15 protein-coding genes, 1 tRNA gene and 1 pseudogene are annotated in these 19,377 nt (G+C 57.4%); 9 read left to right on the top strand and 8 right to left on the bottom strand.

Going from position 1 to position 19,377, the window contains the following annotated elements; all coding sequences use genetic code 11:
- Nucleotides 1-84: 84 nt before the first annotated feature.
- From ACP15U_RS11255 to ACP15U_RS11245, 3 genes are read right to left on the bottom strand one after another with little or no spacing between them, the layout of a single operon-like run.
- A complete protein-coding gene (locus ACP15U_RS11255) occupies nt 85-561 on the bottom strand; it encodes a DUF2948 family protein (RefSeq protein ID WP_425045244.1) in 477 nt (158 codons plus the stop codon).
- The gene (gene murA, locus ACP15U_RS11250) at nt 558-1,826 is read right to left on the bottom strand and encodes a UDP-N-acetylglucosamine 1-carboxyvinyltransferase (protein ID WP_425045243.1); all 1,269 of its coding nucleotides are present in this window, start codon (nt 1,824-1,826) and stop codon (nt 558-560) included. Before murA ends, ACP15U_RS11255 begins: the two co-directional genes overlap by 4 nt.
- Before the next feature lie 2 nt (nt 1,827-1,828).
- The gene (locus tag ACP15U_RS11245) at nt 1,829-1,999 is read right to left on the bottom strand and encodes a hypothetical protein (RefSeq protein ID WP_425045242.1); all 171 of its coding nucleotides are present in this window, start codon (nt 1,997-1,999) and stop codon (nt 1,829-1,831) included.
- An 84-nt stretch (nt 2,000-2,083) separates the two neighbouring features.
- Between ACP15U_RS11245 and ACP15U_RS11240 the strand changes: the two genes are divergently transcribed.
- The 5 genes and pseudogenes from ACP15U_RS11240 (at nt 2,084) to ACP15U_RS11220 (ending at nt 6,462) form a co-directional block, all read left to right on the top strand.
- Nucleotides 2,084-2,158: transfer RNA gene (locus ACP15U_RS11240), tRNA-Thr, on the top strand.
- Nucleotides 2,159-2,489: 331 nt separating this feature from the next.
- A complete protein-coding gene (locus tag ACP15U_RS11235; RefSeq protein ID WP_425045241.1) occupies nt 2,490-2,768 on the top strand; it encodes a helix-turn-helix domain-containing protein in 279 nt (92 codons plus the stop codon).
- A gap of 171 nt (nt 2,769-2,939) precedes the next feature.
- A pseudogene (locus ACP15U_RS11230) lies at nt 2,940-3,437 on the top strand (MT-A70 family methyltransferase); the annotation flags it as partial.
- A complete protein-coding gene (locus ACP15U_RS11225; RefSeq protein WP_425045240.1) occupies nt 3,434-4,369 on the top strand; it encodes a bifunctional DNA primase/polymerase in 936 nt (311 codons plus the stop codon). The pseudogene ACP15U_RS11230 and the gene ACP15U_RS11225, both read left to right, overlap by 4 nt.
- Nucleotides 4,363-6,462 carry a DNA primase family protein gene (locus tag ACP15U_RS11220; RefSeq protein ID WP_425045239.1) on the top strand — a complete coding sequence of 700 codons (2,100 nt, stop codon included), beginning with the start codon at nt 4,363-4,365 and terminating at the stop codon, nt 6,460-6,462. Before ACP15U_RS11225 ends, ACP15U_RS11220 begins: the two co-directional genes overlap by 7 nt.
- Nucleotides 6,463-7,545: 1,083 nt before the next feature.
- Here ACP15U_RS11220 and ACP15U_RS11215 read toward each other — a convergent pair.
- A complete protein-coding gene (locus ACP15U_RS11215) occupies nt 7,546-8,457 on the bottom strand; it encodes a LysR family transcriptional regulator (protein ID WP_425045238.1) in 912 nt (303 codons plus the stop codon).
- Between ACP15U_RS11215 and ACP15U_RS11210 the strand changes: the two genes are divergently transcribed.
- The gene (locus tag ACP15U_RS11210) at nt 8,422-10,170 is read left to right on the top strand and encodes a DUF1254 domain-containing protein (protein ID WP_425045237.1); all 1,749 of its coding nucleotides are present in this window, start codon (nt 8,422-8,424) and stop codon (nt 10,168-10,170) included. The two genes, ACP15U_RS11215 and ACP15U_RS11210, sit on opposite strands and share 36 nt — an antisense overlap.
- A 305-nt stretch (nt 10,171-10,475) precedes the next feature.
- Here the strand turns inward: ACP15U_RS11210 and ACP15U_RS11205 are convergent, their stop codons facing one another.
- The 3 genes from ACP15U_RS11205 to ACP15U_RS11195 all read right to left on the bottom strand — a co-directional run bounded on the left by ACP15U_RS11205 (nt 10,476) and on the right by ACP15U_RS11195 (nt 13,749).
- Nucleotides 10,476-11,108: a tyrosine-type recombinase/integrase gene (locus ACP15U_RS11205; protein ID WP_425045236.1), complete on the bottom strand. Its 633-nt coding sequence runs from the start codon at nt 11,106-11,108 to the stop codon at nt 10,476-10,478.
- Between the two features lie 660 nt (nt 11,109-11,768).
- Nucleotides 11,769-13,064 carry a guanitoxin biosynthesis MBL fold metallo-hydrolase GntH gene (gntH, locus tag ACP15U_RS11200; protein ID WP_425045235.1) on the bottom strand — a complete coding sequence of 432 codons (1,296 nt, stop codon included), beginning with the start codon at nt 13,062-13,064 and terminating at the stop codon, nt 11,769-11,771.
- A 106-nt stretch (nt 13,065-13,170) separates the two neighbouring features.
- Entirely contained in the window at nt 13,171-13,749 is a 579-nt protein-coding gene (locus ACP15U_RS11195) for a TetR/AcrR family transcriptional regulator (RefSeq protein ID WP_425045234.1), read from the bottom strand.
- A 263-nt stretch (nt 13,750-14,012) separates the two neighbouring features.
- Between ACP15U_RS11195 and ACP15U_RS11190 the strand changes: the two genes are divergently transcribed.
- The gene (locus tag ACP15U_RS11190; protein ID WP_425045233.1) at nt 14,013-14,813 is read left to right on the top strand and encodes an outer membrane protein; all 801 of its coding nucleotides are present in this window, start codon (nt 14,013-14,015) and stop codon (nt 14,811-14,813) included.
- Between the two features lie 650 nt (nt 14,814-15,463).
- Here the strand turns inward: ACP15U_RS11190 and ACP15U_RS11185 are convergent.
- Nucleotides 15,464-16,513 carry a helix-turn-helix domain-containing protein gene (locus ACP15U_RS11185; RefSeq protein ID WP_425045232.1) on the bottom strand — a complete coding sequence of 350 codons (1,050 nt, stop codon included), beginning with the start codon at nt 16,511-16,513 and terminating at the stop codon, nt 15,464-15,466.
- A gap of 159 nt (nt 16,514-16,672) precedes the next feature.
- Between ACP15U_RS11185 and ACP15U_RS11180 the strand changes: the two genes are divergently transcribed.
- Both ACP15U_RS11180 and ACP15U_RS11175 read left to right on the top strand, forming a co-directional pair.
- Nucleotides 16,673-19,174: an arylsulfatase gene (locus ACP15U_RS11180; protein ID WP_425045231.1), complete on the top strand. Its 2,502-nt coding sequence runs from the start codon at nt 16,673-16,675 to the stop codon at nt 19,172-19,174.
- A 67-nt stretch (nt 19,175-19,241) separates the two neighbouring features.
- Nucleotides 19,242-19,364, top strand: a complete 123-nt coding sequence (locus tag ACP15U_RS11175; protein WP_425045230.1) for a hypothetical protein — start codon at nt 19,242-19,244, stop codon at nt 19,362-19,364.
- Nucleotides 19,365-19,377 lie beyond the last annotated feature (13 nt).

The raw sequence follows: 19,377 nt of genomic DNA, 5'->3' as shown, positions 1-19,377 counted from the left end.
CTCAAGACATTGACCGCAAAGCGCGGCGAAGAGCCCGGCCAAGCCCTGTTGATCGAAGTCGTCGCCGGGGCGGGGCAGGCCGACTTATTCGGGGTGATGTGGCGCTTGTCTGGATGGCGCCACATAAGGGCGTGTGACATCCTTGAGCACAGCCTCGATTGCCTCGACTTGCAAGCGGATCGCACCATCGCCGGCCAGTGTGAGCAGGATCTGCCCGGCACCGTCTTCCGCTGGTTCGAAATCAACAGCCAGCAGAGACAAGATCACATCGTTGTCCGAACGTTCGATTCCCTGGCTCGCGACGCCCAGCACGTTATCAAACACCAACAGGGACTGTACCCGCTCATAGTCCCGCCCCCGCCGTTCTGCAGCGGTCTGGTCCTCCCAACGGAACCGGTTCAACAGCAGCGCAAACCGGTGTTCTCCGGGTCTCCACGCGAGTTCGGTCACGGGAAACACAGCGTCCTGGGTCAGGGTCGAAATCACCTTTAGATCCTCGGCATCCTGTGCGCCGAGATTCAGAGGGGTCTCCCGCCCGTCTTGGAAAGTTGCGTCTGTCATTGGCCCTTGATCCGTTCAATTTTTGCGCCCACGCCCGAGAGCTTGCTCACCACATGCTCATATCCGCGGTCAAGATGATACACGCGGCTGACAACTGTCTCTCCTCCAGCTGCCAACCCGGCAAGGATCAGCGAAACTGAGGCTCGCAGGTCCGTCGCCATGACCGGTGCGCCCTTGAGGCGCTCGACACCGGTTACCGTCGCGGTGCCACCATGCACATCAATCTGCGCCCCCATTCGTATCAGCTCGGGCGCATGCATGAACCTGTTTTCAAAGATCTTTTCCTCCAGTACGGAAACACCGTTGGCCGTACACATCAGCGCCATCATCTGCGCCTGAAGGTCTGTCGGGAAGCCGGGAAACGGCTCTGTTACCACGTCCACCGCATTCACTCGCCCATTGCGCTGCGCCACTTTCAGGCCGCGCGGGGTTTCCTGGACATGTACCCCCGCAGCATCAAGTTTTTCGATGAAGGCCTGCAACAGATCAATCCGCCCGCCAAGCAACTCCACTTCGCCGCCGCAAATCGCAGGTGCCAGCATATAGGTGCCCAATTCGATGCGATCGGTCACCACAGGATGCGTCGCGCCATGCAGACGGTCTACACCCTGTATGGTGATCTCCGAGGTGCCATCACCTTCGATCTGCGCGCCCATGGCGCGCAAACAATCCGCGAGATCGACAATTTCCGGTTCGCGCGCTGCTGTTCGGATCACGGTTGTGCCTTTGGCCAGCGTTGCCGCCATCAGCGCATTTTCCGTGGCTCCGACCGAAACAAATGGAAACTCGATTATGCCCCCCTTCAATCCACCGGGGGCCTTTGCGTGAACATAGCCGTCCTTCAGCTCCATCTCGGCGCCCAGCGCCTCCAGTGCCGTCAGATGAAGATCCACTGGCCGCGCACCGATTGCGCATCCTCCCGGAAGAGAAACAACCGCCTGCCCGTCTCGGGCAAGCATCGGACCCAGAACCAAAATCGATGCCCGCATCTTTCGAACGATATCGTAGTCGGCCTTGTGACTGGTCAGGTCATGGCTCGACATGGCCAGAACTTTTCCATCCTGCAGGCTTGAAACTTCCGCCCCGAGCGATTGCAGAAGCGTTGTCATCGTTCGGATGTCAGACAAACGTGGGGCATTTGTAAGGGTCAGCGGCTCTTCACTGAGCAGCGTTGCCGGCATCAGCGTCAGGCAGGCATTCTTGGCGCCCGCAATCGGGATTTCCCCATTTAGCGGGCCGTTGCCCGTCACTAAAATCGAATCCATGCTCAACCCTCGCTTTTATCCGGTGTTTCACCGAGCTTTTCATCGTCCGAAGCGGATCTTGCCCGCGCCTGAGCCTTGCGTCTGCCGAGATTGGCCTTGAGCGCGGCTTTCAGCCGTTCTTCGCGTTTGGACGGCGGTTTTGCCCCGCTTCCGGTCGTTTTCTTATCTGCCATGACCCCTCTCTATAGGAGAGTAAAAAAACCGTCCAGATTGCCCTTGCACACTGTCCCGTTTGAGTCTAATCACCCGCCCACGGCGCTGCTGTAGCTCAGAGGTAGAGCACTCCCTTGGTAAGGGAGAGGTCGAGAGTTCAATTCTCTCCAGCAGCACCATGAAATCAGTGTCTTAGGAAATCTGCATGATGCCCAAGTATTCTTCGGGCACCCACCAGGCACCCACATTTTCGTAGAATGCTCTGCATTGTGCCTGCCGTGTCGCCCATGCGGTGTTGGTTGCTTTTAATGCCGGAACAATGAGGCGAGTTCCGCGAAAGTGGTCGCGGCGTGCCACCCGCCTGGGCCTCACGCTCAAATCCCGAAAATCATGCTTCCCGCAGCGATTTCTTTCGCTGATGGGCTAATTTCCGTGCAAACCCTCCTGTTAACACGGACGGTCTGTTTGATCTTTGAAATTTCATCTGGAACCCAAACGGGAGAACGCAAGATGACCGAAAAGATCACGCTGCCTTTGAAGTCCGATCCGAACGCATCGCTTGCTGAAAGACTGGCCCATCCCCTCGCTTGCAGCGGCGGACGCATCGAACCCGACAAGCTCTATTCCCCAACCCAGGTCTCTGCAATCCTGGGTGTTGGCCTTTCGACGCTGCGGCGCTGGCGCGCGCAGGGCACAGGTCCGATGATCACGCGCTTGGTGCCCGGAGGGCCACCCCGTTACCGCGGGCAGCACGTCCTAGAAGCACTTGAAGAAGCGGCGGAGGGGTGAACTATGAAGACCGCGCTGCTCCGAAATTTCACTCCGCACGGATACGCACAGAAGGTCTTCGAGGAGAATGCTGGTCGTCCGGCCAACGCGATGGAGGCAACGGAATGACCGTTTCCTTCCCAACGACTCCCGGCGGGTGGGAGATCATTCTGGCCGACCCCCCCGTGGAGGTTTAAGACCCGCAGCGCAAAAGGGCGCGGGCGCTGCCCAGATGGAGCCGTCGGCAAGTTCCACTATGAGACGATGACGCTGCCCGAAATCATGGTGATGCCAGTCAACCAGATTGCCGCCAGGAACTCGGCGCTCTTCCTTTGGGTAACATCACCATTCCTTGAGCATGGCCATCAGGTCATGAAGCAGTGGGGTTACCGGTACAAGTCGTCGATTGCCTGGGCAAAGGAGCGGCAAGGTATCGGATACTGGGTGCGCAATCAGCATGAACTGGTTCTAATCGGGAGCCGCGGCGGCTTTCGTGTCGCTCCGCCGAAGCAGAGGTCCTCCAGCCTCATTGTGGGTGATCAACGCACCCACAGCCGCAAGCCGGATGCACTCCACGAGATCATTGAACGCGGGTGGCCCGATGCGCGCAAGCTGGAACTCTTCGCTCGCCAGTCACGTCGCGGGTGGGCCGTCTGGGGCGACGAGGCTCCGCAGGAGTGTGCGACATGAGCCAACGCTGGAACTCGGATTCGATCGGGTTGAAGGACGCTGTCACTTTTCCGGTGAAGGTTTTTCGGTCCGACGAACGGTGGCAAAAGATCCCCTTGGTCGGTGAATGGCAGAAACTGACTGCTTCGGTCCCGGACGGCGATCCGGCTTGGGCGCGCGCCAATGGCGTTGGTATCCTCATGGGGCGTGGCCTCTACGCTCTCGATCTTGACAGCTACAAATCCGGATCTGCGCCTGAGCAGTGGTTGAAAAGGCACGAATTGACCGGAGACACACGCGTTCACAGGACAGTCTCGGGTGGCTTGCACGCCATCTACCGTGTGCCTGCGAAGTTCGGTGACCTTCCCACCCGCTCCGGGATTGTTGCAGGTCTCGATGGGCGGGGAACAGTTGGGTTCATCGCCTTTGGCGAAGGTTACAGCGTTGTTCGGGCCAAGGCCCCGGCAACGATGACCGACAGCGCCTGCAGGGAGATCCTTGACCGGTACTCGGGTGGCTCCAGACGCAGGCGTCTCGACCTGCCTGAGCCAAATGAACTGACACCTGAGCATAAGGCTGATGTCATGGAGCGGCTTGAGGTCAAGATCCTGGTAGGCGCGAGGATCGCCTGTCGCTGGAAGGGAATGACCGGTAGTCTGAAAGAGCCGGCCAGAAGTCGCTCCGCTATGGACTATTCGATGGCACACATGCTCGCAAGGGCAGGATTCTCTTTCGACGAGATTGTCTTCCTGCTGATCGAGAAATTCGAGCATGGGCAGGCGGCGAATCGCCCGCATGTTCGGCAACCCAGGGCGGCGCGCCGATGTGCCGCCGATGCGATCCGGGCATTGGAGCCCGGGTACACCGAGCCGAAATTCGTCGAACCCAGAGATCTGTCCGATGAAGAAGAGGCTAAGCTGCTTTCTGTCATTCGGAGACACAAAGGATGCTGAGCGACGACGACAAACGCCGGATTGAAGAAGTGCTCGACCAGGCTGCCGAACTGGATACTGAGGCAGAACGAGTTACCCTGCTGGGAGCGTTGATCGTGGAACTGAACGAACCGCCAGGTTTGACGGTGGCAAGGCTGGAGAAGGACCTCCAACGGCGCTTTCGAACCCGAGCGCTGGGTGCTCTGCAAAGAGACATAGAGTTCAACCGCATTGCAAGAACGGACCGCGACGAGTGGCCTGACGAGATCGCAGCCCTGAGGCCTCTCCTTGGCCCTGGCTGGACGATTGCAAAGATCGAGGCACAGGTGCAGAAACGCGTTCCTCCCATGTCGATGGACGAGGTCGATGAGGTCTGCGTCACGATTGCCAAGTCCGATGAGGCCGAAAGGTCGGGCATGATCGCCGCCCTGAAACGGCAGGCAAAGGCCCGGAACCTCGAACTGGAAACCAAAGTTCTGCGAACCAAAGTGGAGCGAGCCGTCTCACACCTCATCGGGGAGTCGTTTGACGGCAATGGCGTCATGATTGTTCCTGGAGATCACCGCGCGAACGCCAGCACATTTCTTGACGAAGCGTTCACTCACGAAGATGGGACGACAATCCGGTATACTTTCGGTTGCTGGTACATATGGATAGGGCCGAAGTGGCAGGTCGTTGGCGAGGAAGTCGTCAGTCGCCGACTCCGCCAATGGGCCGAACAGAAGGCGACACTCGATGAAAACCAGGTGCCGGTTCCCTTCAAGCCCAATCTTCGCTTTGTCGCTGAAACTCTCGACGCGATCAGGGCGGCGGTGGCCTGGGACATCGAGGAGATCGACGGGGTAGTCTGGGAAGGAAAGTCACCTTTCGCCGGTCCGATGATTTCCGTCAGGAACGGCATCCTGAACATACGCACGGGCAAGCTCTACGATCACACACCGCGACTGTTCAATGTCACCGCGGTGAACGCGGAATGGCATGGCACAGGGAACGTCGGCGCATCGGCCTGGGGAAAATTCATCAAGTCCATCACGCCTGCGGATCCGTCGCAGATCGAACTGGTGCAGGAGTTCTTAGGCTACAGCCTTACGCAGGACACCCATATGCAGAAGGGGTTGATGCTCATCGGTCCGAAACGCTCGGGTAAGGGAACGATCCTCCGGACCGCGGGCAAGCTGCTCGGTGCCGGGAGTGTTCATTCGATACCAACTGAGCAGTTCGGGAAGAGTTTCCCGCTGATGGGTGCGGAAAAGGCAGCAATCATTTCCCTGCCGGATATCCGGACCGACAAGGAGACCCGTTTCGGTCCTGTTGCAGAAACGATCCTGACCGCCATCGGCGAGGACACAGCTACGATCCAACGCAAGCATCTCCCACCTTGGATCGGACGCCTGACCGCCAAATGGTGGGGGATGGCAAACAGCGTACCCCGCTTGCGCGACAATGACGGGGTCCTCGCAACACGCTTCCTGTTCTGCCAGCTGGAGACATCCTTTTTCGGTAAGGAAGACACCGATCTGATGGAGCGCATCGAAGGCGATCTCGACAGTGTTCTCGTCTGGGCCGTGCAGGGTCTCCGCCGCCTTCACAAGAACGGCCACTTCACCGAGACCTCACGTGGCAGCAAGATGGCTGAGAAAGCACGAGTTCGGCAGGACCCGATCGGCGCGTTTGTCGAAGAATACCTGACATTCTCACCCAGTCATCATGAAGCCAAGGACGCCCTGTTCGCAGCGTTCTTTCTTTGGGCCGAACGGCAAGGCATGACGGGATGGTCAAAGGCCGGATTCTTCAAAGAGCTGATGGAAAAGGAGTTCGATGGCGTTCTTCCCGGTTCCTCCGGAAAGTACCCAAACAGGTTGCTGGTTCTAAAGGGCGTACGCTTTCAGGACGGCATGCAACCGGGCTGGCGGGACATTGCCGAGGTCAGAGACCGCATCCGCGACGATCAGGCCATGACAGAGGAGGCCGTCAATCGGCTCATTAAGTTATACCGGTCAAAAGCCGAGCGTGAAGACGACGAGAAAGTCGTAGAGATGCCGGAACGGGGCGCACCGGACCCCTGTTCCCTCGGCCCGAAAACACCGATGAACGAGGACGAGGAGAGCGGTTGATGCAGGCCCGCGCGTCTGTACACGGCCTGTCTTTATGGCAGAGAGGCCCAGCACATGGCACATCTTGTTGTCCTTGGGTCGCCTAAATCAGCACGAAACGGGGGAGGAACAGGGGTGGAACAGCCCGCTTTCATCGACCCCTGTTCCTTAAACCCAGTTATCTTCAACGGATTACTTTCTGGGAACAGGAGTAACAAGGGTAGGAACGAGTTCATTCTTTTTGGGAGCAAAGGAAAGGGAAACAAGGTGAGACACAGGGTGGAAAAATCAGAAAATGATTCCCCTTCGTTTGAAGTAGAGGCTGCAGTTGGAAACACCCCTGTTACCCCTGTTCCCAAAGTCACCGCATGTCGCAACGTTCTTCGCAAGCCTCGGACTGAGGCTCTTGGCTGGTCAGTGGTCTGAGCGCCACATGCCGTCGCCAGGCGGGTCCAAACGTGGCAATCGGAAGACCAGGGGAACAACACGGGTCTTTGAGGTTTCGACGACTTCACGGCATTCCAGGACCGAACCCAGACCCCGTGTCCGGTTGGTCGTAATAATGTCAGTTTAGCTGCCCCTATTGCTGCGCCGATTATCGCGCAAATGGCGAGCCCCAATGGGTGCAGTGAAAGAACTGGGAAAATGCGAACCGATTTAACGGTTCTCCGACTGGTGGACCCTGCTTCGTTGCTGAAGTCCGCCGATCCCGTCGATAGGGTCGACCCGGGCCAACAACAACCGAAGGAAATGCTCAGCAGAACTCTCCGGCCCAAAGCCGAGGCAGGCCGAAGCGGACCTTCACTGTGATTGGGGCGACCGACCGGTGCGCGGGACAAAGCCGAATTTCGCTGCACTTGCATGCTCTTCTGAGTTTTCGCGAGACCTGATCGAGGATTGCAACGGCAACTACCCGCAGTCAGGCCTGGAACGGCGCTCGCCACGCGAGTTCATTAGCGCCAAAACGAATACCACATATGTTTCCGGTGAAGCCGGGGCAGGATCATTTCACCGGATTTGCGATCTGACGACTGTGAACACTTTTCTCTAAACAATTTCCCAACAATGGGGGAACTGGGGGGCACCCATGCGTTCATCCAGAAGCTACTTTTCAGGAATGTGAATTTTGCTCGCGATCCGAACAATCCGCTTTCGTAGCCAAACGTGGGATGGATCACTGTTGCTGCGGCGATGCCAACACATGTACATTTGTACGGGGTCGGTCCTTTTTGGCAATGGAGCCATGTCGAGATCCCGTAAAGTGCAGAGTTTCATCAGATCGATCTCAGTGGCAAGAGTTCGTGTGCCCCGCACAAAAGGAGGTATTCCTGCGAAGTTCTGTACAGATAATCGGGCACTTCGAATACCAGACTTGTCGACACCAGTCAGAGCTCTCTGCGAGGTCCCGCCATCGGCAAACCGTACAGTGATGTGATCTGACTGGCAGTATTCTTCCCAGGTTTTTGGGGCTTCCCTCATGGAGCCGTCGTAGAAGCACATCATTTTGGCTTCGAACAAATGTCTCTGCAAGATGTCGGTCCCGTCTGGCGGAAACGGGGTCAAGGCAAGATGGCAGCGGGCATCCCGCATCAAGGCGGGAAACGGGTGTCCCGAAGAAATGAACTCCAGGGCAATCGGAATACCCTCGCTGTTCAGTTCCCGGACCAAGGCCGGAAAAATCAGGTCACGTTGTGTGTCATTGGCTGCGACAATGAAAAAAAGTTCCTCTTCCCGTGGGTCAAAGGAGCGATCATGGGTCAGTCCTTCGATGCCATCAATGACCGCCTGAACCGGCTCCTTGAGTGACATCGCGCGTTCCGTGGGCAGAAACTGCTGACCGGATCGAACAAAGAGCGGGTCATTGAAGAACTCACGCAACCGACCCAGCGAATGACTGACCGAGGACTGCGTAACTCCAAGCTGTTCAGCCGCCTTCGTTACAGAGCCTTCCCCCAGAACCACCAGAAATGTACGCAAGAGTTGGCCGTCAATCGACCGGTAATCGATGTTCTTCATGACCACTATCGATGTTCTTCAGTTGTGTTGATAGGACCATGCCTCGAAAGTTACGGCAACCCACTATTTAATAATGAAATACCGATGATCCCAGGTGACGAAGCCGTGTTGGGAACGACGTCCTCTTGGCAATTGTTTTTGCGCACTATCGAAGGAAGAACTGCTATGAAAAACCTGAAACTGTTAGCTGCGACGGTGGCCCTGCAGTACGCCGCCTTGGCTCCTGCCGGTTTGGCCGAGGAAACGACCCCGGGTTTCAACACCAAGATTCCCGACTGGGTCCTGACACCCGATACCGTTGATACCAAGCTGGGTACGCTTGAGTTCTTCGACGGTATTCCCAATGAAATCGCCGCCAAGGCTCTTTTTGCCAATCTGGACCTGAATCGCGGCCTTCAGGTCGTGCTGAACGGTATGCCGGCCTCCAATTTTGAAGCCGGCCGGGCCGGGCATATTGCTCTTGGACAGGAGCAAGCCCACCAGGCCATCATCTTCGACGGACTGATGGACAGCAATTCCTTGTTCCTCACGGGCAATGCCGGGACTGTCTATTTTACGTCGTTCCTTGATCTGCAAAGAGATGGGCCAACTGTGGTGGAAATCCCGGGCGGTACGGGACCCGGGATCATGATTGACTCGTTCTCGCGCAACATTGTCGACATGGGACCACCGGGTCCGCATCACGGCAGTGGTGGTAAGTTTTTGATCCTGCCTCCCGGATACGAGAAGTCGGATTTCGAAGGGATTGTGCCGGCAGGCGAATATACAATCGCCGAGTCGCGCAGCTATGCGGTCTGGGTGTTGCTGCGGGGCTTCCTGAAGGACGGAAAGCCGGATTACTCCAGTGATCTGTTCAGAAACAACATCAGGATCTATCCGCTAAGTGCTGCGGCAAACCCGCCTGCGATGGAGTTCATCAACGGAACAGGTGCCGACTTCAACACAGTTCATGCGGCCCGGTACGAGTTCTTTGAAGAACTTCATACGGTTATCGATCGTGAGCCGATCGAGTTTCTGGACCCGGAGCTTCGCGGGCTTTTTGCATCCATAGGTATCCAGAAGGGCAAGCCCTTTGCACCCGATGAGCGGATGAGAAAGATCCTGGAGCAGGCAGCGAAACTGGGGAATGCAACCGCACGTGCCCTGTTCTGGTACGAACGCAATCAGGACGAATTCCTCTACGAGGGCAGCTACTGGAAACGTGGCATGATCGGCAATTCGTATGAGTATCTGAAGGACAAGGGGCTGGGCGGACGTGATATTGATGCCCGCGCGCAGTACTTCTACATGGCGACATTCAATTCGCCTGCGATGGTCTGGAAACTCATCGGAAAGGGCTCGCAATATGCTTGGGGCTATCTGGATGCGAAGGGCGACTATCTTGACGGTGGCAAATCGTACAAGCTGAATCTTCCAGGTGATGCGCCCGCTGAAAAATTCATGTCCATTGTGGTCTACGACTCACAAACCCGGTCTATGCTGCAGACGGACCAGCCCTACCCGAACAAGAACAACAAGCGCGACAAGCTTCTGACCAACGATGACGGGTCTATCGATATCTATTTTGGTCCCGATGCGCCAGACGGGAAGGAAGCAAACTGGATCCAGACCGTTCCGGGCAAGGGATGGTTCTGTCTGCTGCGCCTGTACAGCCCGACAGAAGCCTGGTTCGATAAAACCTGGCGTCCGGGCGAGATCGAACTTCTTGATTGACACCAACGCAAAGCCGGGAGCCGTCCATTCGGCTTCCGGTGTTACTCGCAGGGCAACTTGTGAACCCTGTAAACCTCATCCTCCTTGATCTGCCTCCCTGCGCAATGTGAGGCAGCATGTTTCCAATCCTCCCGTATTGACAAGGGGCACTCGGAAACACTGCTTCGCTGCGACCTGGCTCTGCTGATCTACTTAAGTATGAGCGCCAAGATTGACCGCTCCGGGCTCGATCCGACCCACCGCTGCGCCGCGAACGCAGGTCCGCTCAGGATTGGCGAACGGCAAGAGCCGCCCGCCAACGTGGATCAAATGTCGATTTGCTCGGCAATACTCAGCGCATCTTCGAGTTCGACACCAAGGTACCGTACTGTGCTGTCTACCTTGGTGTGACCGAGCAGAAGTTGAACCGCTCTTAGATTTCCGGTTTTGCGGTAAATCTCAGCTGCTTTGGTCCGGCGCAGCGAATGGGTGCCGTATCCACTGGGTTCTAGCCCAATCGCGGCCACCCAACCCCTCACAAGCCGGCCATATTGGCGCGTTGAGATATGCGGGCGGTCATGAAACCTGCTGGGAAACATGAAACGGCAGCCGAGCATCTCCGGTGACTTGATCCATGCGGCAATGGTATCCCGCGTGTTTTCAGATAGTTCGAACTGAACGGGCCGCTTGGTTTTGCTCTGGATCACGGACACCCTTTCGCGAACGCGATCGTCCCTCACAAGGTCAGCGACGGCCAGTTTGACCAAATCGCATCCGCGAAGCTTGCTATCTATTGCCACATTGAACAGTGCTAGATCGCGCAGGTTGCCCGCCAGTTCGAGCCGCGCGCGGATCGCCCAGACCTGTTTCGGCAACAGTGGTCGTTTCTGGCCGATGATCCGGCCCTTGTTCCAGGCTCTTCGTTTCGGGGTAACAGCGGGAAGTTGGACTCTTGTCACAGTTTGCTCTCCAATCCTCCCGCCAATCCCAGACATCAGCACAGCGCTGACGCCTCAGTTTACTGGTGGCTTGAATGGCCGTTGTCAGGTTGCGTGTTCTTTGGGAAACGCCGCGGATGCATTGGGCTGGTCTGAGCCCATACAGGAAGCGCTTCGACTCGGTTGCTCGCAGATGCAGCAACACAATTAATCTGGCTGTCAGCCACGCTGCAGCAAGAAAAGCGGCCGTTCATTCATAGTGCAGCGATTTTTCGGGCATCGATGTCCGCGTTGCGGACAGACCCGCCTAATGCTGATGCACAAATATCCACACCGATTGCCCAACCGTTTCCTTGAATGCCCCGCTGCTTTGCAGCGCGATTTCTCCAAACCGGACATTCAAAGCGATCAAGTGAGCGGAAACTCAAACCGGCCATTCGCTGCGGCTGCGTTCGATGTCTCACATGCGGACGAAGCCGTCGTTCGCTGCACCCGCAACCTGGTCAGTTCCGAATTTCAGGATTGCGCGGAAAGCCGACTCTGATTAGTCCGAATGCTGCCCAAACTGGCCGTTCGCATAGTCGCAGGACGATGACTGGTGACTGAGTTACATCGGAGATACGGCCACGCCTAGCTTGACCTCGTTATCGACCCAATCCGAGCCGCCAAACCAACAGACCCTCACTCGATCGGAACGTACCATGGCTTCGACGGGCGCCAATCGGCATCAGCCAAGCCATTTTCATCCCGAAATTCGTCGAGCATCTCATTTTGCGCGTTGAAACCCGGTCCCCATTCACCGCTGATGATAAAGTCGCTGAAGGGTTCGGGCCAATCCGGCTCCGGTCCGGGCTGTTGCGTTGGCCCGGGCACGGCGCTAGCACGGTCAGGTGATACCGCCATGCGCTCGGTCACACCGTCGGCGGTGATGTTCCATGTCATCATGTCCATCGCAATCGACAGCGGGCCGTCGTAGGTCGAACGGATTTCCAGCAGTAGCTTCGGATGGGCTTCTTCCATCGTGTGATAGCCCACGGCATGTCCGGGGGCGATCTCGCTCATGATCTTGCCAAAAGCCGGACCGGAGGTATGAAACTCGCAACAGGCACGCCAAGCCAGTTGTGCAGGTTGGCCGTATTCATCCTTGAAGTAGTCCGGGTTGGCGAAGGCCTCGTGAATGACAAAGTCGGCGTCCTTGGCATGTTCGACAAACCACTTGTTGGGCGAGCTGTCGCCACCGAAGACGAGCTTCAGCCCGGCATATTCGATGATGTAGCTGACCGGCCCATCGCCAGTATGGATGGCCGGGATCGAACGAACCACGATGCCGCCTTCATCGTAAACGATTTGGTTTTCCTGCCGGTAATCGAACTCGTGCACCGTGATCTTGCCTGGGATGGGCGAGATCTTGAACGCGCGGGTCTGAAAATCCCAGTTGAAGGCGCGCAGGAAACCGTCGATAGCGTAGGCAGTTCCCATCTCCGGGGTTTGACCGCTGGGCCCCCAGATTTCGAGGGGGTTCGGGCGTCCGGCAGTCCAGCCACCGGCCCAAAGCCCATCGAGGTCGCCCCAGTGATCGGTGTGCAGGTGGCTGATGAAGACCTTGGTCAGGAATTCCGGCGGGATCATCAGCGAATTGATGTTCCGCATCGACCCGGTCCCGATGTCGAAGATGAATTTCTCCCCGTTCCCGAACTCGAACAGGAAGCAGGCCGACGCCTGACCGCGTCGCTGATCCGGCATGCCTGTACCGCAGGCGATAACACGCACTTCCCCATCCGCAAGAGCTTCAGTGCCTGGGTAGTATACATAACGGTCTGGCGCTGTGCCTGTCGGGTCAGAGACCACGCCGCCAGCGGCATGAGCCCCACCAGGCAAGCCCGTATCAATGTCCGAGTTCAAAGAGAAGTAGAAGACGGTGGCGACGGCGCCAATCGTCAGCGCGCTCAATAGTCCATTGGTAAATCGAAAAAGCATTCTTTCCCCCAAAACGAACAGAAATCTCGGTCAGAGGTTAGGATTTTATGGACGGATATGTCTAGAATTTAATTGCCATGCCAGCAGGCCTGCGACGGCCAAGTCCTCAATTTGGACTGGTGAGCAGATCAATTCTCAATTCGCGCAGCTTTGAACGCTCCTTATGGGAGAGATCACCAAAGATGTCTCTGTCACTGACCTGATAGGCGACATATGTGCGGGTGCGAACTTCGAGGTCATCGCCCTCGAACCCAAGTTCAGCAAACAATCCCCTGATGTGGGCCAGGCGTTTCAGCATCTCGGCCTTCCAGATGCGCCTGACCTTTGGGTCCCGTCTGGACCATTGACGGATCGCCGTGTCGTAGCGGCTAAGGCCGACCCTGTCGACCACTTCGCTGATAGTACGAAGACGTTCGACGGGAGAGGCTTCTTCGCGCATCCGTTCTTTGAAGAACGGTGTGCCGTCGAGCGTGAGCCAGTGATCTAGGAGTTTGTCGCACAGATCTTCACGGTCTCGAAAATGGTAATAAAAGCCGCTCTTGGCCACATTCAGCCGGCTTGCAAGGTGCTCGACGCGAACCGCGTTAATGCCGCCTTCCTCAAGGACATCCAGTGCCATTTTGAGCCAGTCAGATTTGCTGACCCGTGGCTTGCGCGTGCCGCCGCTTTGTTTGATCTGTGTCATTTTCACAGGTTTACAGCACGGAGATATTTCTCTCAACTAGACGAATGCGTTTATAAAATGGATTGATTCGAGGGGATGTGCCAGTGCCAACCGATAGGCGTTCAAGCGATGACTTGGCCGACGCCATGAGCGGCACCTGGGAAGAATCGCCAACAACAACAGAGATTCCGATCTTCGAGGGCATTTCGGCACGATCTACCGAGCGGCCGCTGGCGTGCAGTGACCGAAAATCGATTGAAAGATGATGAACTGAGGAGACAGTAATGATCACAAAAACTAGGGCACTGCTAGCCGCCGTTGCGCTTGGCGCATTTTCCACCACCGCTGATGCCGAGGCGATCCCTCTTGCCGGGCAAAGTGAAACCGAATGGCGGCACTCGCTGGCACTTTATGCCTTTCTGCCGGCCCGAACGAGCGGGACCTCGACCATTGCCGGTACAAGTGTTCCGCTGGACCTCGACCTCAGCGATGCTCTGAACCTTCTCGATTTCGCCTTGGCCGGGCGGTACGAAGCATGGCGCGGCAACTGGGGCTTCATACTAGATGCCAACTATGTCGGGCTTGAGGCCGACGGAGCCCTTCCAACGCCAGGCGGAGCCACGTTCAAAGCGGATATACGGCAGAAATGGTTGGGCCTGCTGGCATCTTACAAAGTTTTGGATGCGATTGGTAACAACGGCCAGCGGTATGCCTTCGACTTACAGTTTGGCGCTCGCTACAATAAGCTCAGGCAAGAGGTGACGATTTCGGCCCCAGCGCCTTTGCCCGTTCTCGGTGGCGATGTCGGCTGGTGGGAACCTGTGATTGGCGCTCGCGGAACGTGGGTTCTAAACGACCAGTGGACGGCTATTGCCTCGCTTGACCTTGGTGGCTTCGGCGCGGGTGGCAACGACCTGCAAGTGGGGGCCAATATCGGCGTTGACTGGCGCCCTTGGAAGAAAACCTCGTTGTTCTTCGGCTGGCGCTACTACAGCATCGACTACAGCACCACGCTGTCAACCGGGCCGTTTGCATATGATGTGTCCCAGCACGGCCCGGTCTTGGGGGTGAAGTTCAGGTTTTAAAGAATGCCACGGTCCTGGAACCTGCTTTGCCTGGGCATAGCGCTCCCCGCCTCCTATTTTGCGATGATCGCCTCAGGGGTGGTAAATGCACAAGAGGCCGCAGCACAGTGAGCCTGCTAGAACAGCCTCCACCTGATGCTCCTCTGACCAGCACACCCTTTGTGGCATTCAACAAGATCTTTAGCCGCTCTCATGGACAAAGCTCCGGGTCTGCTTTGGGCTGCGAACGGCCGGATGCAGTTGCAGCAACAGGGTTGCGGTATGACGTCTGCAAAGGGCTCGGTGCCGTCGTTCGGGCCCATGCTGTCGAGGGGCTGCTTCCAACCGCTGAATGTCCGAGAACCAGGACACGCCTTAGAAATGGGTGGAATATCTGCGTTTCGCGAATGGCTGATTTTGAAGCGTGGTCCAGGCTTGCCCCGCGGCGCAGCCGCAAGGCCGCTCCGAGCCCAAAGTGTCGGTTGCTGCGTCACGAACAGCAGGCGTCAAGCGCCGCGAGCAAACTGCCAGCGCAGAATAGGTATCTGCCTGAAATTTGTCATCAATGGCGACCTTCCGCCTTCTGGGGCAAGTCAAGTTCTCCCTTTGAGAATGCAAGTCTTTTCCCCGACGAATTCTCCGAACCATCAATGATAGTGATGCGATTTCGATCACGGCAAGCCAATTGGATTGCCGGTATGATCGTCAACCCGATGAGTTTTTTTAAACTCGCTCGGAGTGTGACCCGTCCATCGTTTGACCATCCTCGTCAACGTTGATTGATCGGAGTACCCCAATTCGGCAGCGATATCCCCCAGTGGGGTCCCGGGTTCGCTCTGCATCCGGTCCACCGCAATCTGCGATCTTGTGCGTTCGACGATATCCGAGAAACTCGTGCCTTCCTCCTGGAGGTGCCGCCTGAGCGTTCTGCTGCTGACGCCTGCGGAAGCGGCCACCTTCTCCAGGAGTGGGGTGGTCCGGGGCAACATGCTGGAAACAAGCGTGGCCACATCCTCGGACAGGCAGTTTACCTCCCGAAGGCGGTTTCCATCTGGCTCAGATTGTAAGAGCGCTTCTCTTTGCACGGCATCCGTGAACTGTTTTGCTGCGACTTCATTGCTTACGACCACGTCGAGCGCGCGGTCCTTGGCGGCCAGCACCCTGTCACCCAACCAAGGTCGCAAATGTGCGAGGCCTGCCGTCGGGTGTGGCACGATCTCGACGCGATCTGCACTGGGCGATGCTCCGGACGCGACACTGCAAATCATGTCGACCAAGGCGGCAACGTATTGCTGAACGAAGTGCAGAACCTCAGTGTCTCCCATATCCATCGCCCACCCATCGCGAATATGTAGTCCGTCTCCTTCGTCCAGTACGACAAACATTTCATGGGTGCAGTGACGTGGCATCGAACGGGCAAGACGCTGGAAGCCTTCGCGTACCGTTGGACCGCAGAGCGCCGCTGCTCCGATCAGTCCGATTTCGTATCCACCCCGTCCTTTGACCATTCTGCAGGGCGCATCGGGGCCGATCCTCCGAGAGATTTCGACAAGGAGCGCCACAACCCCACGAAGAGGGATTGGGAGGTAGGGATCGTCTTCAGGGACCCAGGACAAGCCCGCTGTCGCAAGAAACGGCTCGGGACTGTGGCCGATCTCCCTCAGCCAGCGCCGCATCGGCGCAATAGAGGCCGCGCGGATCAAGGGAATGGATTGTGGCATTCGGGGGCCTCCAACGGACTCACAATTTGGCCTGTGAAGTCAAATCCTGCGGGAAACATTGATCAGTATCAAGTCCTGCAAAGCGCTTTCGCGGAATTTTCGGGCGCACCTTTCACACGCTCCGGCCGCAGGACCGGAGGAAGCCATAGGAGAAACGCGATGGGTTATAGATCCTCCATCCTGACCGCCGTTTTTTCCGGGGGCGTATTGCTGATGCAATCGGCAACACCCGGATTATCAGACGTGCCGCTCGGGTCGCCGGGTGCGACCACCACAATTGATGGCCGGCAATTGCCTCCGCCGGAAGCGAAATTCGGCGGCAAGATCGAACCACAAGTGCTCAAGTCGACAGAGTTCTGGCCGCCCAGTGTGGTGCCGCCCGAAGACGCACCGAACGTGTTGCTGATCATCCTTGATGACGCCGGTTTCGGGATACCCAGCACCTTTGGCGGCGTGATCCCGACCGATACGATGGATGAACTGGCGGCCGAGGGGCTGAGCTATACCAACATCCACTCCACTGCGCTTTGCTCGCCTACGCGGGCAGCTTTGATCACCGGGCGCAACCACCATTCGGTGGGTTTTGGCGTGATTTCCGAGCAGTCGACGGGTTTTCCCGGCTACAACAGCATCATCCCAGACAACAAGGCCACGATCGGGCGCATCTTGCTGGAAAACGGCTATGCCACCTCGTGGTTCGGCAAGGACCACAACACGCCGTCCTTTACCGCCAGTCAAGCCGGCCCGTTTGACCAGTGGCCCACCGGTCTGGGGTTTGAGTATTTCTATGGGTTCGTTGGGGGCGATGCCAACCAATGGCAACCCAACCTGTTCCGCAACACGACGCAGATCTATCCCTTCAAAGGCGATCCGGAATGGAACCTGATCACCGGCATGGCGGATGATGCGATTGCGCATATCACGCGCTTGCACCAGATCGATCCGGACAAGCCGTTCTTCGTGAAATACGCGCCGGGCGCCACCCATGCGCCGCACCATCCTACCAAGGAGTGGGTGAAAAAGATCGAGGCGATGAACCTGTTCGACGATGGTTATGAGGCCCTGCGCCAGACCATCTTTGACAACCAGAAGAAACTTGGTCTTGTCCCGCAGGACGCGACCATGACACCGTGGCCGGCCGACAAGATCAAACCCTGGGCCCAGTTGACGGATAACGAAAAGAAGTTGTTCATCCGCCAGGTCGAGGTGTTCGCCGCCTATGCCGCCTATACCGATCACGAGATTGGCCGTGTGGTCGATGCCGTTGCGGATCTGGGCAAGCTGGACGACACGCTCGTGATCTACATCAACGGTGACAACGGCACTTCGGCCGAAGGCGGCCCGATGGGCACCCCGAATGAGGTGGCGTGGTTCAACGGGATTTCGGCGATGCCTGCAGAAACCCAACTGCAGTGGTATGACGACTGGGGCACCGAGGCGACCTATAACCACATGTCCGCCGGTTGGTCCTGGGCCTTTGACACGCCGTTCGATTACTTCAAGCAGAATGCCAATCGTCTTGGCGGTGTGCGTCAGAACATGGTTGTCGCGTGGCCCAATGGCATCACCGACAAAGGCGGGATGCGCGACCAGTTCATGCATGTAATCGACGTCGTGCCGACCATCCTTGAAGTGGCCGGTATCGGTGAGCCGCAGATCGTCGACGGGATCATCCAGTCCCCGATCGAAGGCACCAGCTTTGCCTATACCTTCGACAAGGAGAACGCGAAGGCCCCGAGCCGTCACCGCACCCAGTATTTCGAGATGATGGGCCAGTGGGGGCTTTATCACGAAGGTTGGTGGCTGAGCACCAAGGTCAACCGGATGCCTTGGGAAACCCCCAAGACACCCAACCCCGACCCGCTCAACAACCAGGTGTTCCAGTTGTATGACTTGAGAACGGACATGAACCAGCAAAAGGACGTGGCCAAGGACCACCCTGAGAAGGTAGAGGAGCTGAAGGCGATCTTCATCGAGGAAGCCAAGAAGTACCAGGTGTTCCCGCTGGACGCCTCGGTGACCACGCGCCTTGCCAAGCCGCGCCCCTCAATAACCGCAGGCCGCAGCGAGTTCGTCTATACCCAGCCGATGATTGGCGTTCCACAGGGCGACTCGCCCAGCATCCTGAACAGCTCTTACACCTTCACCGCCGAAATCGAGGTGCCCGAAGGGAGTGCCAAAGGCATGATCGTGACTTCGGGTGGCCGGTTCGCGGGCTACGGGTTCTACCTCAAGGACGGCAAGCCGACCTTCACCTGGAACATGCTGAACCTGGAGCGCATCCAGTGGCAGGGTGATGAGGTACTGAGCCCCGGCAAACACACCGTCGTGTTCGACTTCAAGTACGACGGCCTCGGTGACGGCACGCTGGCATATGGCGATTCCAGCGGTATCGGACAGGGCGGCACTGGCACGCTCAGCGTCGATGGCAAGGTTGTTGCGGCAAAGAAGATGAAGCACACCATCCCCGTCATCCTGCAATGGGACGAGTCCTTCGACATCGGACAGGACACGTTGACCGGTGTCTACGACGCGGATTACCTCCCGCCGTTCAAGCTGACCGCCAAGCTCGACAAGCTGACACTCAAGATCGACCGTCCCGAACTGAGCGACGCCGACAAGAAACGACTCGAAGACGCGATGCAGCGCGCCAGCGACTAAAGAAAGAGGGCCTTCTGTCCTGCGAGGCAGGGGGCCTTCGATCCGGGTTATTGCGCGGAGAAAAAGTATGCAGATCAACTACTACAGGCGCGATAAAGACGTCATGAGACGCCAATTCTGGACCTGCGGCTCGGCGCTGGTCGCTACGGCGTCAGGCGCTGCTACACCTTATCGCCCGGCTGCAAAGTAAAGGCGTCGAATGA

It is taken from the genome of Primorskyibacter sp. S87, from assembly GCF_049801055.1.
Lineage (GTDB): Bacteria > Pseudomonadota > Alphaproteobacteria > Rhodobacterales > Rhodobacteraceae > JBNAGF01.
Note: the sequence above shows the minus strand (reverse complement) of the source record. Positions and strands in the feature narration are given on the sequence as shown.